Raw genomic sequence first — 15,255 nt, forward strand, 5'->3', positions numbered from 1 at the left:
GGACCCTATGCACGCCCACTGACAATGCCGGCCGGGGATGCCCGGCGTCTTGTGCGCCACCCATTTACGTGGGAGGACTTCGGACGTAACGTGATCAGGTGCGACGGGGCACAGGGCCCCGGCGCCGGAGAACACAGGGGGAACCATGCAACGAAGCACTGCGTCCACCGCCATCGCACTGATGGCCCTCGTCCTCACATCCGCAGCCGCCCTACCCGCAGCCGGCAACGGCGGCGATGACCCGCCCGCCGTCGAGGTGGTTGCGTCCGGGCTCGACAGCCCACGAAAGCTCTCGTTCGCGCCGAACGGCGACCTGTACGTCGCGGAGTCCGGCGCACCGTCCGACGCCCCGGGCGCCTGCTTCGAGCACCCCCAGTTCGGGGAGGTGTGCGTCCACCACACCGGCGCCGTCACCAAGATCTCGAAGAAGGGCGCTCAGACCCGCGTCGTCGAGGGACTGCCGTCCGCGGTGAGCGCCCAGGAGGCGAACGGTCCCTTCGACGTGCTCGTCAAGGGCAACACCCTCACCATCGCCATGGGCATGGGGGGAAGCCTGGAGCACCGCAACCAGTTGGGAGCCGACGGCTCCCTCCTCGGAACGATCGTGGACGCGCGGCTCAAGGGCAAGGACGTCCAGCCCTCCGTGCGCGCCGACCTTCTCGCCTTCGAGGCGGCCAACGACCCCGACGGCCAGGGCATCGACTCCAACCCGGTCGATCTGCTCAGTGTCGGCAAGGAGATGATCGCCGTTGACGCCGGCGGCAACGACGTGCTCCTGCTCGGCGGCGGGGACGACGGAGTTCGCGGAGCAATCGCCGTGCTGGACCCGGTCATGGTCTCACCAGCACCCTTCCCGGGGGCGCCAGACCCGTTCCCGGCCCAGCCGGTGCCCACCGTGGCCACCGTCGGACCCGATGGGCTGCTCTACATCGGCCAGTTGACCGGATTCCCGTTCCAGTCGGGGGCTGCCAGCATCTTCCGGTACGGTCCCGACGGTCTCGAGGTCTATGCCACCGGCCTCACGAACGTGACAGACATGGCCTTCGCCGGTGACACGCTCTACGCGGTGCAGATCTCTGACGAGGGGATCCAGAGCGGACTCACCGGCTCGCTCGTCGAGGTCGACCCGGGCGGTGACCACACCACGGTGGTCGGGGACCTGTTCGCTCCCTACGGGCTCGCCATCCGCGGTGACGACGCCTACGTCACCACCGGATCGGTCGCCCCTGGCGGACAGGTCATCAGGGTGTCCCTGCGCTGAGGCGCGACGCCGCACGCCCGGCCCACCGGGGCGAGTTGTCAGTCCCCGGGTGCAGGCTGTCGGACATGGCTACTTTGCATGTTGATTGCGACGGCTGCACGATGCGTGGGCCGGCGTGCGGTGACTGTGTCATGTCCGTTCTCCTGGGCCCGCCCGGGAGCACGGCTGATTTCGTCGAGGAGGAGCAGGAGGCCCTCGACGTGCTGGCCCGGGCGGGCCTCGTGCCACCACTTCGGATGGTGTCGGGAACGGGCCCGGACCGAGGCGTGGAACCGTTTGAGGATAGGCTGAGGGTCGTCTAAGATTCTCTCAGCTTGTACTTTCCTCCGATCACTGGAGTTCCACCTTGAAGAAGTTCCGTCTGGCTCTCGTGGGCCTGCTCAGCGCAGCCACCGTGATGGGTTTCGTCGGCCAGGCCGCCGCAGACCCGGAGGCCGTCGCCCAGGCGAAGGCGGACCTCGACCGGATCCAGCAGGAGTCCTCGGCGATCGACCAGCAGATCATCGAGGCGATCGTCAGGGCCGAGGAGTCCGAGGAGAAGCTGGCCCGGGTCAAGGCTGACCTCGGTGCCAAGGAGGCCCAGGTCGACGCCATGGCCGCAGATCTCGGTGCACTTGCGGTGATCCAGTTCCAGTCAGGCGGTTTCGACCTGACTGCGCAACTGCTGACGAGCGACTCGGAGAGCAGCTTCCTGTCGAGCCTCGCCACCATCCAGAACGAGACGGACCGCAGCAACGCGGACCTCCAGGCCCTGCAGGTGGGCCAGTCCGAGGTCGAGAAGCTTCGTTCCGAGGCAGAGCGGACCGACGCGGCCCTCCGGGCGGACCTGGCGGCCCAGCAGCAGCTGGCAGCCGAGTACGACCAGAAGGAGGCCGAGGCGGAGGCCGTCTACAAGCGGCTCGACGCCGAGGAGAAGGAGCGCCTGCGCCAACTGGAGCTCGAGCGCCAGCGCCAGCAGGAGGAGGCCGACCGGCGTGCAGCAGCCGCCGCCGCCCAGGCATCGCGCGACCGTGGCACCCAAGCCGCCGCCGGCGGCCAGCAGGCTCCAGCCAGCGCAGCCGCCCCCGTCGCCGCCGGGAACGCCAGTTCACGTGCGCTGGGCGCCGTGGCAGCGGCCAAGGCCCAGGTGGGCAAGAGCTACCGCTGGGGAACCTCGGGACCCAACACCTTCGACTGCTCGGGACTCACCAGTTATGCCTACCGTCAGGTGGGGATCAACCTCACCCGCTCGTCGCGTGGCCAGGCAGGTCTGGGCACCAAGGTCGCCAAGAGCGACCTGCAGCCCGGTGACCTCGTCTTCTACTACAGCCCCATCAGCCACGTGGGCATCTACATCGGCAACGGCAAGATCGTGGATGCGGCCAACCCCCGCTCGGGCGTTCGCATCACCTCGCTGAACTCGATGCCGTACGTCACGGCGCGACGCGTCGCCTGAACCGGCCCGTCGCCCCTAGGCTGGCCGTCATGCACGAGATCTGGCCGGAGGCCCAAACCCTCCACATCGGCGACGGCGACATCGGAGTGGTGGTCAGCCACGGGTTCACCGGCTCCGTCCAGTCCGTGGCCGGCTGGGGCGCCGCCATCGCAAGGGACGTCCCGGCCAAGGTGATCGTCCCCAGGCTCACCGGTCACGGCACCCGCTGGGACGACATGCACGACGTGGCGTGGACGCAGTGGCTGGAGGACGTGGACGCCGCCTACAGGGAGCTGGCCGCCACCTGCAGCCAGGTCTTCGTCGCCGGGCTCTCCATGGGCGGTGCGTTGGCGCTGCGGCTGGCGCAGACCCGCGACGTGGCCGGGGTGCTGCTCGTGAATCCCGGCATCTCCTCGCGCAACGTGCTGCTCGAGCTCAGCGGAGTGCTGCAACACGTCATCAGGAGGCAGCCGGGCATCGCCTCGGACATCGCGAAGTCGGGAGTGGCCGAGAGCGGGTACCAGTCGGTCAGCGTCCCCGCCGTCTGGACGATGACCAGGCTGTGGGCCCGTGTCAGGGCCGATCTCGAACGCGTCACGGCGCCGGTGATCCTGTTCCGCTCCGACGTTGACCACGTCGTCGACGACTCCAGCCACCGCAGGATCCTCGCGAAGCTGCCGCGGACGAGGCTGGTGCCGCTGCCGAACAGCTACCACGTGGCCACCCTGGACCACGACGCCCCTCTCATCGAGCGGGAATCGGTGGAGTTCATCCGTCGCCACGCCCACTAGAGTGGGCGCCTGAGCGAGAGATTGGAGCCTGGAACGGTGTGGTACGGATTCTTCAAGGCGGCCCTCTTCGGACCCCTCGTGAAGTACGGGTTCAGGGCACGCATCGTGGGTGCCGAGAACGTGCCCGTGGGCGGGGGAGCGATCCTCGCCAGCAACCACCTCGGCGCCATGGACTCCATCGTGGTACCGGCCATGCTTCCCCGGCACCTGACGTTCCCTGCCAAGGCGGAGCTGTTCACCGGTGAGCACGGGCTGGGATCCAAGATCGTCGCCTGGTTCCTCAAGGCCATCAAGATGGTGCCGATGGACCGTGGTGGCGGTCGGGCCAGTGCGGAGTCCCTGGGGGCCATCGCGAAGGTGCTCGCAGAGGGCGAGGTCGTGGCGATCTACCCCGAGGGCACCCGCTCGCCCGACGGCCGGCTGTACAAGGGCAAGACCGGGATGGCCCGCATGGTGCTGGCCAACGACGTTCCCGTGATCCCGGTGGGGGTGGTCGGGACCCAGAAGGTCAAGGGACTGTTCGGCATTCCCTGGATCCGGCGCCCGCTGGTCATCGTGGGCGAGCCGCTGCGCTTCAGCCAGTACGCCAACCAGCCGGGTGACACCCGCACACTGCGCTGGGTCACCGACGAGACGTTGTACGCCATCCAGCAGCTGACCGGCCAGGAGTACGCCGACGTCTACGCCAGCCGCGTGAAGGTGGGTGACCTGAAGGACAAGGGCTCGGACGCCTTCGTGCTGCCCCGGCCCGGGGGTGGGGAAGCGCCCCCGGTGCAGTCCCCGGTCGTGGACCGTGGGTGAGCAGTCCACCCGGGTGAGCTGGCTGAAGGCGACCAGCTCCTGGTTCCGGCACGGCTACGACCTGCTCGGAAGATCGCTGAACGTGCTCCTCCTCGTCCGGGGGGTGCTCGCCCTGCACGCGGTCGTGCAGAACCTCGTCCTCGTGATGCCGCAGGCCGCGAACCCCCTCGCCGTCGCACTCGTGACCGCGGTGGTCGTCGGCTGGACCGCGTTCGTGTCCTGGCGGTTCCGCAAACCCTCGGGCCGCACCGTCGGGATGTTCCTGGCCGACCTGGCCGTGACGCTCGCCGTCGTCGCGAGCACCGCGTTCGTCGTCGGCGAGGACTCCACGACGATGCCGCTGGCCGCCCTGTGGATGGTGGGCTCCTCGCTCTACGTCGCCGTGCTGTCCAGCCGCCGGTGGGCGTTCGCCAGCGCGTTGGCCGTGAGCGCCGTCTACCTGCTCGCGTTCCGCGAGATCACCCTCGGGCACGTCAACATGGTCCTGATCACCCTGATCTCCACCTACACGCTGGGTGAGCTGATGAGCCAGTTCAAGGCGTCGATCACCGAGCAGGAGCGCGAACGGATCCGGACTGTCGCCCTCGCCGAGCGGGAGCGGTTGTCCCGGATCGTCCACGACGGCGCCCTCCAGGTGCTGGCGCTCGTGGAACGCGAAGGGCCCTCCCTGGGCCCCAGGGGCATCCGGCTCGCCGCGCTCGCCCGTGAGTCCGAGTCGCAGCTGCGGAACCTGCTGCGGGACCGCGAGATCGTCGACGACGAGCAGGCTGAGGAGGCGCTGGTGGACCTCGCCGCAGCCCTCGACAAGTACCAGAGCGCCAGGGTCACGGTCTCCACCATGGCCGGCCAGGTGATGGTTCCCCGCCTGGTTGTGGACGAGGTGGAGGCTACGCTGTTGGAGGCGCTGAAGAACGTCGAGAAGCACGCCGGGAAGGATGCCGAGGCATGGGTGCTCCTGGACCAGGAGACCGATGACGAGGTGATTCTCTGGGTTCGTGACAACGGCGTCGGGATGTCGGCGGACCAGGTGACCGATGCATCCATCCGGGGTCGGATGGGCATCAAGGACTCGATCGTCGGCCGGATGTCGGCGCTGGGCGGGTCGGCGATGCTGAAGTCGTCACCCGGTCTTGGGACGGAATGGGAGCTGCGGTTCCCAGTGGACATGGGAGAGTTGTGACCGTGGAGGGACGCAAGCGAGTGATGCTCGTCGATGACCACCCGATGTGGATCGACGCGCTCAGCGAAGACCTGACCGAGGTCGGCTTCGAGATCGTCGCCGTAGCGAAGAACGGGACGGAGTGCCTGCAGCGGGCTCGCGCAACGAAGCCCGAGGTGGTGGTCATGGACCTCCAGATCCCGGATCCCGACGGCGCCTCCTGCACGGAGATCCTGCTCGGGGAGTTCCCCGACCTCCACGTCCTGGTGATGTCCGCCTCCGGGGAGCGCGACGACGTCCTGCGCGCCATGAAGGCCGGTGCGAAGGGCTACCTGGTGAAGTCTGCCTCCAAGGCCGAGTTGATCGAGGGCGTGCAGCGCACCGCCGTCGGTGACGCTGTGTTCACCCCCGGCCTGGCCGGTCTGGTGCTCGGCGAGTTCCGTCGCATGGTCAACGTCGCACGGGCCCACAACGAGGAGGGACCGGTGCTGACCACCCGGGAGATCGACGTGCTGCGGCGCGTCGCCAAGGGGCTGGCGTACCGGGAGATCGCCGAGGAACTGTTCGTCTCGCACCGCACCGTGCAGAACCACGTGCAGAACGTGCTGCGCAAGCTGCAGCTCCACAACCGCGTCGAGCTCACGCTCTACGCCATCGACCAGGGGCTGCACGACCCCAACGAATGATCCGTTCCACGCCTGCCGGAGCGGTCGGGGACCGTTCTGGTTGTGCTGTAGCCTGACCGGCATGCCCACCAATATGTCCCGGGAAGAGATGCGCTCGCTGCCGATGCTCCAGCAGCCGACCTATCCCGACCTCAACGCGGTGGACCGCGTCGTCGACCAGATCGAGACCCTGCCGCCGCTGGTCTTCGCCGGTGAGGCCGACGACCTGCGCGAGAAGCTCGCGGACGTCGCCCGCGGGCGCGCCTTCCTGCTGCAGGGCGGTGACTGTGCCGAGTCCTTCGAGACCGTCACGGCCGACAACATCAAGGGCAAGCTGATGGTTCAGCTGTCCATGGCCGTCGTGCTCACCTACGCGGCCCAGGTCCCCGTCGTGAAGGTCGGTCGGATCGCCGGGCAGTACGCCAAGCCGCGCAGCAAGGACACCGAGACACGCGGGGACGTGACGTTGCCCTCCTACCGTGGCGACGCCATCAACGGCTTCGCCTTCGACGCGGAGGCCCGCGTCCACGACCCCAGCCGACTGGTGCGCATCTACAACGCGTCGGCCGCGACGCTCAACCTCGTGCGTGCGTTCGTCAAGGGCGGGTTCGCCGACCTGCGCGGCGTCCACACCTGGAACCGCGACTTCGTCGGCAACTCCCAGGTGGAGCAGGAGTACGAGGAACTGGCTGCGGAGATCGATCGCGCCCTCGCCTTCATGGTGGCCTGCGGCGTCGACGACCGCGCCCTCTCGGAGATCGACTTCTACGCGAGCCACGAGGCCCTGCTGCTGGAGTACGAGCGGGCGCTGACCCGCGTCGACTCGCGCTCCCAGAAGCTGTACGGCACCTCGGGGCACATGCTGTGGATCGGGGAGCGGACGCGCCAGCTCGACGGCGCCCACGTCGAGCTGCTGAGCCGGGTCCAGAACCCGCTCGGCATCAAGCTCGGCCCCACCACCACGCCCGAGCAGGCGATCGCGCTGGCGGACAAGCTGGACCCGGACCACGTCCCGGGCCGGATCACCTTCATCACCCGCATGGGTGCCGGCAAGGTGCGCGACGTCCTGCCGGACGTCGTCTCCGGCGTCGAGGCCACTGGCCGCAAGGTCGCCTGGGTCTGCGACCCCATGCACGGCAACACCTTCGAGGCCGTCAACGGCTACAAGACGCGTGCGTTCGTCGACGTCGTCGAGGAGGTCAATGGCTTCTTCGACGTCCACGACCAGCTCGGCACGTGGCCCGGTGGCATCCACGTGGAACTCACGGGCGACGACGTCACCGAGTGCGTCGGCGGGGCCACCCAGCTCTCCGAGTCGGACCTGGCCACCCGCTACGAGACGGTGTGCGACCCGCGCCTCAACCGCAACCAGTCCCTGGAACTGGCATTCACCGTCGCCACCCGGCTCCGTGAGGGCCGCCTTCGGCGCGAGAACCCCGTGCAGGCCTTCCAGGCACGCGACCTGTGATAGACCTCCGCAGCGACACGGTCACCCGGCCGTCCGCCGCGATGCTCGAGGCCATGGTCTCGGCGGCCGTCGGCGACGACGTCTACGGTGAGGACCCCACCGTTCGCGAGCTCGAGGCCCGCACTGCGGAACTGCTCGGGCACGAGGCCGGGCTGTTCTGCCCGACCGGCTCCATGGCCAACCTGCTCGGCGTCTGGCTCCACGTCCCCGTCGGTAGCGAGGTGCTCTGCGACTCGGTGGCCCACGTCGCGCGCGCCGAGATGGGAGCGCACGGGGCGCTGCACGGGGTCACGATGCGCACCTGGACCTCCGAGCGGGGGCGGGTGGTGGCCGACGACGTGCTCGCCATGCTGGCGATTGACTGCGGCCCCTACCTGGTGGAGACCGCCTGCGTGGCGGTGGAGGACACCAGCAACTTCGGCGGCGGCACCGTCCAGGACTTCGGCGAGGTCTCAAGGCTCAGCGCGGAGCTCGCACGCGTGGGCGTTCGTCGCCACCTCGACGGCGCCCGCCTCGCCAACGCGGCAGCGGCCACCGGCCGCCGGCTGGCCGAGTACGGGGCACTGTTCGACACGGTCAGCATCTGCCTGTCCAAGGGGTTGGGGGCGCCGGTGGGCAGCGTGCTGGTGGGCAGCTCCGCCGACGTCGCCGGTGCCCGAGTGCAGCGCAAGCGGCTTGGCGGCGGCTGGCGCCAGGCCGGTGTGCTCGCGGCCGCGGGCCTCTGGGCGCTGGAGCACAACCTGCCGCGGATCGGCGAGGACCACGCTGCGGCCCGCGCATTCGCCGACGCGGTCGCCACCAGGGCTCCCCATGCCGTCGACGTCGACTCAGTGGAGACCAACATCGTGCTGCTGCGGGCACCGGGCGCCCGGACCGTCGCAGCCGCCTGTGAGGAACGGGGCGTCCGGTTGAGCGTGTTGGGCCCCGAGAGCCTCAGGGCCGTCACCCACCTCGACGTGTCCCTCGAGGACTGCGCCGAGGCGGGGCGCGTCGTCGGGGAGCTCCTCAGCCCTCGCTGACCAGCCGGTAGGAGATGATCCGGTCGTTGCCGCCTCCGTTGGACGTCAGCACCCAGATGGTCCCGTCTGGGGCCGCTACGATGTCGCGCAGCCTCCCCGGACCGTTCTGCAGCACAGCCGTCCTGCTGGTGTCGGGGCTGTCGTCCAGCATCACCCACATCCGTTCACCCCGGAGTGCTGCCAGGTAGAGGTTGTCGGCCAGCCACAGCAGACCGCTCGGGCTGGCCACGTCGGGGCTCCAGACCGAAACCGGGTTGACGTAGGCCGGGTCGTCCTCGTCGCCCTCGACGACGGGCCAGCCGTAGTTGGCGCCGGGAGTGATGATGTTCAGCTCGTCCCAGGTGCTCTGCCCCAGCTCCGAGGCCCACATGGTGCCGTCGTCGGACCAGGCGAGCCCCTGCACGTTGCGGTGCCCGTAGCTCCAGACCCGGGTCTCGTACGGGTTCCCCGGCGCGGGGCTGCCATCGGAGGGCTCCACCCGGAGGATCTTGCCGGCCAGGGATCCCAGGTCCTGTGAGTTCGAGGTCTCGCCGGCGTCCCCCGTGGCGATGTAGAGGTATCCGTCGGGGCCGAAGGCGATCCTGCCGCCGTTGTGGTTGCTGGCCTTGGGGATGCCGGTGACCAGCGGGGTCTGGTCGGTGAGGGTGAAGTCGTCACCGTCGCGCGAGAGCGTGAAACTGACCACCCGGTTGTCGTTGACGGAGGTGTAGTAGGCGAACAGCCGGTCTGGGATCTCCGGGCTGTGCGCGAGTCCCAGCAGCCCGCCCTCGTTGTCGGCATCCACCCCCGCGACGTCCGCGACGGTCACCACACTGCCGTCGATGATCGTGCTGATGGTGCCCGCATTGCGCTGGCTGAACAGCGGCCGTCCGTCGACGAAGACCAGCGACCACGGGATCTGGAGGCCTTGGGCGATCACCGTCCCGGGCGCCTGCGGGAGCATCAGCGTGGGTTCCGTCGGCGTGGGGGTCGGTGTGGGTGTTGGTGTGGCGCTCGGTGTGGGTGTGGGTGTTGGTGTGGCGCTCGGTGTGGGTGTGGGTGTTGGTGTGGCGCTCGGTGTGGGTGTGGGTGTCGGTGTGGCGCTTGGTGTGGGTGTCCGCGTGGGCGTCGGGGTCGCGCTGGCAGTGGGTGTTGGGGTGGCGCTCGGTGTGCGGGTTGGCGTGGCGCTCGGTGTGGGTGTCGCGCTCGGTGTGGGGGTCGGTCCGGGGGTGATTGTCGGCTCTGGGCCCGGGGACAAGGTGGGGCTCGGCGTCGGGTCACCGGGGCGCGCGGGAGTTGTGAAGCGCACCAGGTTGTTGAGCACCCAGGACTTGACCCACCGGTGGTTGCGGTGGCCGTCGCGGTCCAGGTAGGAGCGGATCACGGCTGACCGGACGTAGGTGCGACAGCCGTTGCGGCCGGTCTCCGGGGTGTCGCAGACGTTGCGCCACAACCGACCGTCCGCAGCGGTCCATTCACCGTCAGAGGCCAGAGGGTTGTCGGCCCAGAGACTGCGGGGCGAGGTCTTGTAGGTGAGTGAGTTGAACACCCAGCCGTGGCGCTGCTCGTACCCGCTGCCGGTCTGGACCACAGTGGTGGCCCAGATCAGCGTGGTGCAGCGCTCGGTCTGCGAGTAGGGCTCACAGGTGGTCCGCCATTCGCGCCCGTTGACCGTGTGGCGGCCCTCGGTGGTGTAGACGTCCACCTCGGCACGGGCCGGCGTGGTCTGGGCCAGCGGCAGCAGCGCCGCCACCAGAGCGATGACCACTGCGATTCGTGTGGATTTCACTGGATTTCCCCCGTCGTCATGAAATCTGGCGGCAGGCACTCGGGCGCGCCCGCCGTGGTGGTGCTCAACTGGTCAGCGTGTACCTGATGATCTCGTCGTTGGAGTTGTTCGATGTCAGCACCCAGATCGAGCCGTCGGGGGCCGCCACGACGTCGCGCAGCCGGCCCGGGGACCCGCGCAGGGTGGTGGTCATCGTGCCTGCCGGGTCGTGGTCCAGCATCACCCACATCCGTTGGCCCTGAAGAGCCGCCATGTAGAGGTTCTTGTCCTTCCACAGCAGACCGCTCGGGCTCGCCTCATCAGGATTCCAAGTGGCAACTGGGTTGATGAACTCGGAGCGGTTGCTCGCGCCCTCGACCGTGGGCCAGCCGTAGTTGCCGCCCTTGGTGATGCGGTTCAGCTCGTCGTAGTCGTTCTGGCCCAGTTCGGAGGCCCACATGGTGCCGTCGGCGCCCCACGCCAGTCCCTGGACGTTTCGGTGGCCGTAGCTCCAGACCAAGTTGCCGAACGGGTTGTCCGACGGCCTGGTGCCGTTGGCGTTGACCCGCAGGATCTTGCCGGCCAGCCTGGACCTGTCCTGCGGTTGGTCGCGCAGGTTGGCGTCGCCCGTCGCGATGTATAACTTGCCGTCGGGGCCGAACGCGATCCGTCCGCCGTTGTGCGCCCGGGCCCTCGGGATCCCACTGACCAGCACGTGCGGGTTCGTGAGCCTGAGCGCGGTCCCGGTTCCGGAGATGTCGTAGCTGACCACCCGGTTGTCGCTGGTGGTTGTGTAGTAGACGAAGAGCTTGTCGCGTTCCGTCGGGCTGTGGGCCAGGCCGAGGAGTCCGCCCTCCGCCTCGGCGTGCACGGCGCTGATGGTCAGCACTGTGGAGACCCGACCGCCGACGATGGTGCTGATGGTCTTGCGGTCCCGCTGCGTGAACAACGGCTGCGAGCCGACGAACACCAGCGACCACGGGTTGTCCAGCCCGTCCGCGAGCACCGTGCCCCCGGTGGGCAGCCGCAGCGTGCCCGGCGTGGTCGGGGAGCCGGGAGTCCCGGGCTGCAGGGCGCCGAACCGCACGATGTTGTTGAACACCCACTTCGTGGTCCAGCGATGGGCCCGGTTCCCTGAAGGGGCCAGGTAGCTCTCGACCACGCGGGAGCGGGTGTAGCTGCGGCAGCCGTTGCCGCCGGTGATGGCCGTGTCGCATTCCGTGCGCCAACTGCGCCCGTCGCTGGCCGTCCAGCTTCCCGGTCGCCCGAGGGGGTTGTTCGCCCACAGGCTGCGCGGCGAGGGCTTGTAGGTGAGGTTGTTGAACACCCAGGCGTTGCGCTGCACGAACCGGGAACCCGACTGCACCACCGTCGTCGCCCAGATCCGGGTCGTGCACCGCTCGGTCTGCGAGTAGGGCACGCAACTCGTCTGCCACTGGCGGCCGTTGACATTGTGGGTGCCCGGGGTGGTGTAGACGTCCACCTCCGCCCGGGCCGGGAGCGGCTGTGCCAGCGGCAGCAGGGCCACCGCGAGGACGGCGAAAAGCAGGGCACGAACGGACTTCACATTTCCCCCATGTGATCGTTTTCGTTTGGGCATCAGCGCCCAAGCCGTTCCTTAGGCTATGTCACGGTCTGGCAAAAGTCGATGGATACGTTCACGATTCCAGCGGCGGCGTCCGGCCGGAGATCGATGAGACGGGGGAGTAGTACTTCTCGTCCCCGATGAGTCGGTAGGCCCTCACCTCGAACGTGTACGCGGTGTCCGGCTGGAGGTTCTGGAACTTGAACCCGGGGTCGGGGTCGTCGCACGGGGCGGTGGGGAAGGTGCCGTGCAGGTGCCAGTCCGCGAACTCGCCGCCGCGCATCTCGTAGAAGATGTCCGGCTGGCAGATCCCGAACGACTCCTCCACGCGGTAGATCACGATACTGATCGATGTCTCGGTCTGGTTGACGGGCCCACGAAGTCTGGGTGCCGACAGGACCTTGGGGTCGAACGTCGCGGACGGCTCCGGGGTCGGCTCCAGTGGGGGCGTGTGCGTCGGGCTCGTCGTGGGCGTCGCGGTTGGACTCTGGGTTGCGGTCGGTGTGGCGCTCGGGCTGGTCGTGGGCGTCGGGGTGGCGGTGGGTGTCTCACCCGTCGTGCTGCCCATGGCGGTGATCGCGGCCGAGAAGGACTTCGTGCCGTCGATGGTGAGCACGGCACGGACCCCGAGTTCGTACTGGGTCCCCGGTACGAGGCCGTCGAACTTGTAGCCGACCCGCTCGCGCTCACAAGCGGCATCGAAGCCGCCGGCGTCGGCCCAGCCGCCCGCGTCGACCCGGACCTGGTAGGTGATCCGGGGCGAGCACACCCCGTCGGAGTCGATAGGACGCAGGAAACCGACACTGATGCTCGTGTCCGTCTGGTTGGTCACCCCGATGTTCCTCGGCGCGGTGGTGTCGGTCGGGGTCGAGGTCTCGGACGCCGATGCCGTGGCGCTGGGGCTGGGCGTGTTCGAGGGCGTGGCGCTCGGGGTTGGCGACGCGGGCGCGGTCGGCGGCGTCCCTGTGGTGCTGGCTGTTGTCTGGGCAGACTCTGAGTAGGTCCTCGTCCCTGCCTCCTCGCGCACCGCGCGGATCTCGAGGACGTACTCCGTGCCCGGGGTCAGTGCCTCGAACTTGTAGCCGATCGTTCTCCGGTCGCAGGCCGCGTCGAAGTTGCCGACGTCGTGCCAGGCCCCGGCGTCCACGCGGACCTGGTAGGTGAGCCCGGGTGAGCAGCCCAGGTCGTCTGCGGACCGGGTGAAGCGGAAGCTGATCGAGGTGTCACTGCGACCCGAGATCCCCTCGAACGAGGGGGCGGCCAGGCCAGTTCCGGGTGTGGCCGACTCGGTCGGCTCGGGGGTGGCTGTCGCCGTCGCCGTCACGCTTGGGGTCGGGGTCGCGGTTGTGCTCGCCGCCGTGGCGCTCGCGGTCACCGTCGCCGTCGCGACCGGGGTCGTGGGCGTCGTCGGCGGAAGCAGGGTCTTGGTCGCAGAGGGCGTGGTGCGGGCGGTCCGGGTGGGCGTGGGAGCCGTCGGGGTGAAGTGCACGATGTTGTTGAACACCCATTTGTTTACCCAGTGGAAGGTGCGGTTGCCACGGCGATCGAGTCGGGACTCGATGACACTGGACCGGGTGTAGGCGCGGCAGGCGCCGTTGCCGGTGGCGGCGGTGTCACACTCCACGCGCCAGCCGCGGCCGTCCGTGGCAGTCCAGCCGAACGCGGCCCCCGGTTCGCCGTAGCCGCCCAACGGGTTGTCTTCCCACACGGAGCGGGGCGAGGGCTTGTACGTCAGGTTGTTGAACACCCAGTCCGTTGACTGGACGAATCGCCCACCAACCTGCTCCACCTGGGTGGCGAGGATCTCGGTGCGGCAACGGTCCACATTGGAGGAGTACCGGGTGCAGGCCGTCCGCCACTCCCGACCGTTGACCTGGTGCAGACCCTCCTCTGTGTACACGTCCGTGGCCGTGGCGCCTTCCGACGAGACGCCGGTGACCAGCGCGATCGCCGGTAGCACGATGCTGAGCAGCCGCAACAGTTTCACGATGTCCCCCGACCTCGTACACCCCCAGTGGACCCGCAGCGGGCTCACGGCAGCAGGTCAGCAGCCTGGAAACACGGTCGTTCCCAGTCGGTGAAGAGTTCTCTCAGTTCAGCGGTTGTAGTCCTCGACCTCCGTGATGGGCCGCGGCCAGGCGCCGAGCTCCTTCCAGGTGAAGTCCGGGACGCGGGCGAAGAAGCCGCGCAGGAAGTCGGAGAACCAGGCCAGTTCCTGCGGGTTCCAGTCGCGACGCTCCACGAGGATCCGGCCGTTGCCCTCGATGCTGAACGGGACCGGACGGGCCCGCAGGAAGTACTCCATCTGCCGGGGATGCACCACGTCGTGGGCGAAGCGTGCCGACGGGCTGCGGACCTTGAACGCGTCGTTGAAGGCGGTGGACTCGAAGCTCAGCTTCTTGCCGAACAGGCCCCAGTTGAACGAGATCTCGTGGAAGCCGAAGGTGGTCTGGAACTCGCAGATGACCTCCGAGTGGTGCTCGGTGCGGGTGGTGGTGTTGCCCTTGGAGTCCGTCGAGGTGTGGGTGGTCTCCCAGTGGTGGGTGAGCCGGATGAAGGGCAGCCCGAAGTTGCTGGACGTGACGATGTCCTCCGCGCGGTGGTTGCGGCCACCGCGGGTGTGGTTGACCAGCCCCAGCATGCTGTCGTCGCGGGGCACGTAGGACCAGTGCGGCAGCCCGTGGAAGGACAGGTGCTGCGGCGCCGGGGGACCGCTGAACTGGACCGCGGGGGAGGCGACGATGGCTGCGTGCACGCCGGCCAGCCACTCGACGGCGGTCGCGAGCTCGTCGACGTCACGCGGGACGTGCAGCATCACCAGTTGGTCGTGGTCGATGGACAGGTCGACGCGCATGGGTTTGCCGTCGGCGTCCGTCGGCGGCCGGCTGGTGGCGCCCGCCACCGCCGAGAACACGGTCCGCCCGAAGTCGGGGTCCGGGGCCACCGCCTGCAGCGGTCCCGGGTTCACGACCTGCCCGGTGATCGCCTCCCGCGGGGAGGACTGCTCGAACAGGTAGAACTCGGGCAACGACCTGGGCAGGCGCATGGTGAGGACGTAGCCGTCACTGCGGAAGAACTGGCTCCGGTAGCGGAAGGCCTGGAAGCCGGTGCCGCCCTGCGAGGCACCCAGCACCTGGTCGTCGACGCTTCGCGAGAACCCCAGACCGAACGGCGGGACGTTGAGTCCGACGATGATCGCGATGCCCGGGCTCTCCACCCAGGTCCAGCCCTTCGCACGGATCGCCTTGACGTATCTGTGCTTGCGGACGACGAAGAAGACCCCGATCCCGATCCCCACCGCCAGTACGGCGAGCAGGATCCAGAGCAACGGCGATTCCATGGCAG

Annotated in this window: 12 protein-coding genes; 8 read left to right on the forward strand and 4 right to left on the reverse strand. The window is 68.8% G+C overall.

Features of this window, described 5'->3' with window-relative positions; genetic code table 11:
- The first annotated feature begins 145 nt into the window (after nucleotides 1-145).
- The 8 genes from FOJ82_RS07005 to FOJ82_RS07045 all read left to right on the forward strand — a co-directional run bounded on the left by FOJ82_RS07005 (nucleotide 146) and on the right by FOJ82_RS07045 (nucleotide 8,578).
- Nucleotides 146-1,261, forward strand: coding sequence for a ScyD/ScyE family protein (locus tag FOJ82_RS07005; RefSeq protein WP_143937742.1), 1,116 nt, complete (start codon nucleotides 146-148; stop codon nucleotides 1,259-1,261).
- A gap of 346 nt (nucleotides 1,262-1,607) precedes the next feature.
- Entirely contained in the window at nucleotides 1,608-2,696 is a 1,089-nt protein-coding gene (locus FOJ82_RS07015) for a C40 family peptidase (RefSeq protein WP_143937744.1), read from the forward strand.
- Nucleotides 2,697-2,725: 29 nt separating this feature from the next.
- Complete coding sequence (locus FOJ82_RS07020; RefSeq protein WP_143937745.1) at nucleotides 2,726-3,466, forward strand: alpha/beta hydrolase; 741 nt, start codon at nucleotides 2,726-2,728, stop codon at nucleotides 3,464-3,466.
- 36 nt (nucleotides 3,467-3,502) lie between these two features.
- Entirely contained in the window at nucleotides 3,503-4,267 is a 765-nt protein-coding gene (locus tag FOJ82_RS07025) for a lysophospholipid acyltransferase family protein (RefSeq protein WP_143937746.1), read from the forward strand.
- Nucleotides 4,268-4,280: 13 nt separating this feature from the next.
- Nucleotides 4,281-5,447, forward strand: coding sequence for a sensor histidine kinase (locus FOJ82_RS07030; RefSeq protein WP_143937747.1), 1,167 nt, complete (start codon nucleotides 4,281-4,283; stop codon nucleotides 5,445-5,447).
- A complete protein-coding gene (locus tag FOJ82_RS07035; protein ID WP_143937748.1) occupies nucleotides 5,408-6,112 on the forward strand; it encodes a response regulator in 705 nt (234 codons plus the stop codon). The genes FOJ82_RS07030 and FOJ82_RS07035 overlap by 40 nt, the downstream gene beginning before the upstream one ends.
- A gap of 61 nt (nucleotides 6,113-6,173) precedes the next feature.
- Nucleotides 6,174-7,559, forward strand: coding sequence for a class II 3-deoxy-7-phosphoheptulonate synthase (locus FOJ82_RS07040; RefSeq protein ID WP_143937749.1), 1,386 nt, complete (start codon nucleotides 6,174-6,176; stop codon nucleotides 7,557-7,559).
- Nucleotides 7,556-8,578: a threonine aldolase family protein gene (locus FOJ82_RS07045; protein ID WP_143937750.1), complete on the forward strand. Its 1,023-nt coding sequence runs from the start codon at nucleotides 7,556-7,558 to the stop codon at nucleotides 8,576-8,578. The genes FOJ82_RS07040 and FOJ82_RS07045 overlap by 4 nt, the downstream gene beginning before the upstream one ends.
- Here FOJ82_RS07045 and FOJ82_RS16160 read toward each other — a convergent pair.
- The 4 genes from FOJ82_RS16160 to FOJ82_RS07085 form a co-directional block, all read right to left on the reverse strand.
- Nucleotides 8,565-10,346 (reverse strand): PQQ-dependent sugar dehydrogenase, encoded by a 1,782-nt coding sequence (locus tag FOJ82_RS16160; protein ID WP_185975664.1) that lies wholly within the window; start codon nucleotides 10,344-10,346, stop codon nucleotides 8,565-8,567. The genes FOJ82_RS07045 and FOJ82_RS16160 overlap by 14 nt on opposite strands.
- A 64-nt stretch (nucleotides 10,347-10,410) precedes the next feature.
- Entirely contained in the window at nucleotides 10,411-11,892 is a 1,482-nt protein-coding gene (locus tag FOJ82_RS07060; RefSeq protein WP_185975665.1) for a PQQ-dependent sugar dehydrogenase, read from the reverse strand.
- 91 nt (nucleotides 11,893-11,983) lie between these two features.
- Nucleotides 11,984-13,897: a fibronectin type III domain-containing protein gene (locus FOJ82_RS16165; RefSeq protein WP_185975666.1), complete on the reverse strand. Its 1,914-nt coding sequence runs from the start codon at nucleotides 13,895-13,897 to the stop codon at nucleotides 11,984-11,986.
- Nucleotides 13,898-14,005: 108 nt separating this feature from the next.
- The gene (locus FOJ82_RS07085) at nucleotides 14,006-15,250 is read right to left on the reverse strand and encodes a hypothetical protein (RefSeq protein WP_143937757.1); all 1,245 of its coding nucleotides are present in this window, start codon (nucleotides 15,248-15,250) and stop codon (nucleotides 14,006-14,008) included.
- Between the last annotated feature and the right edge of the window lie 5 nt (nucleotides 15,251-15,255).

Source organism: Tessaracoccus rhinocerotis (genome assembly GCF_007197885.1).
GTDB lineage: Bacteria > Actinomycetota > Actinomycetes > Propionibacteriales > Propionibacteriaceae > Arachnia > Arachnia rhinocerotis.